The sequence below is a fragment of the Lacticaseibacillus casei DSM 20011 = JCM 1134 = ATCC 393 genome (genome assembly GCF_000829055.1).
Lineage (GTDB): Bacteria > Bacillota > Bacilli > Lactobacillales > Lactobacillaceae > Lacticaseibacillus > Lacticaseibacillus casei.
The window spans coordinates 1-1,326 of record NZ_AP012546.1; the positions used below are offsets into that span (position 1 = coordinate 1).

2 protein-coding genes and 1 pseudogene are annotated in these 1,326 nt (G+C 43.3%); all 3 read left to right on the forward strand.

Annotated elements, in window-relative coordinates; all coding sequences use genetic code 11:
- Positions 1-252, forward strand: coding sequence for an IS3 family transposase (locus tag LBCZ_RS16510; protein ID WP_015975056.1), 252 nt, complete (start codon positions 1-3; stop codon positions 250-252).
- Positions 253-392: 140 nt separating this feature from the next.
- Positions 393-698: an IS3 family transposase gene (locus LBCZ_RS16515; RefSeq protein WP_232900617.1), complete on the forward strand. Its 306-nt coding sequence runs from the start codon at positions 393-395 to the stop codon at positions 696-698.
- 12 nt (positions 699-710) lie between these two features.
- A pseudogene (locus LBCZ_RS15905) lies at positions 711-1,148 on the forward strand (IS3 family transposase); the annotation flags it as partial.
- Between the last annotated feature and the right edge of the window lie 178 nt (positions 1,149-1,326).

Sequence of the window (1,326 nt, forward strand, 5' to 3'; positions counted from 1 at the left end):
ATGACAAGTCGTTACGACAAAGAATTCAAACAAAACATTATCAACCTATATAAGCAAGGCGAATCAGCTGCCCAAATGGCCAGAGAATATGGCATTGGCTATTCAACAGTTCATAAGTGGATCCAGGGCCAGGCCAAAACTCAATCCGGTAAATCGCCAGACGAAATCAAAGCGATGGAAAAGCGACTGGCTTCGCTGTCTGAGGAGAACGAAATCCTAAAAAAAGCCCTAGGCTTTCTTGCGCAGAAGTAACCAATATCTTTGATTACATTCACCAAGAAAGCCATCACCACCAGGTAACCAAGATGTGCCGAATCCTCGGTGTTTCCAGAGCTCAGTATTATCGTTATCGATCCCCCAAACCTTCAAAACGCCGGGCCGAAGATGCGGGCTTGAAACAACGGATTCTGCGGATCTTTGCGGAATTTAAGCAGCGATACGGTGTTATGAAGATCCACCATGAATTGAATCTGGAACTTCAACCACTGCAGCTTCGGTGCAGTCCACGACGGATTTCCCGGCTCATGAAGGAACTGGATATCCACTCCGTTACCGTCAATAAGTGGAAAGCGGCTTCGGCTTCCAAAACCAAGGTTGAACAGCGTCCCAACTTGCTTAAGCAGGATTTCTCGACCACTGGTTTAAATCAAAAATGGACCGCTGATATGACCTATATTCAAACGAAGCGTAATGGCTAGTGTTACTTATCAACCATCATGGACCTGCACTCACGACGGATTATCGGCTATTCGTTCTCAAAAAAGATGGATACTGATTTAGTCTTAAAGACCCTTGAAAGCGCGGTTAAAAATCGAACCATTACTGGGGACCTGATTATCCATACGGATTTAGGATCACAGTATACCAGCGATGATTACAATCAACGTTTAACTGAGCTACATATCCGCCACTCATACAGCCGTAAGGGTTGTCCGTATGATAATGCGCCAATGGAATCCTTTCACGCTTCCCTCAAAAAGGAATGTGTTTATCCAGTGCCGGTCTTTGAAGATTATGAAACTGCCGCTGCCGTCCTTTTTGAATATGTGCATGCTTTTTACAATAGGAAGAGAATTCATAGTTCACTGGGCTACCAGACCCCCTTACAAGTTGAAATTGCAACACTTACGAGCCAAATGGCCGCCTGACTTAATGCTTTCCAGGGTTCAAATAAGTTATTAATCGCAATTAATGATTTATTTGAGCTGTGGAAGGTAAACGCGGTTCTGAATGTCTCTTAAAATCTGTCTCAAATATTGACTTCAATCCAACTTTTAAGAGAGGGTATAATGAATAAATCGTCTCTCAAAAGGAAGGAATTTTTAC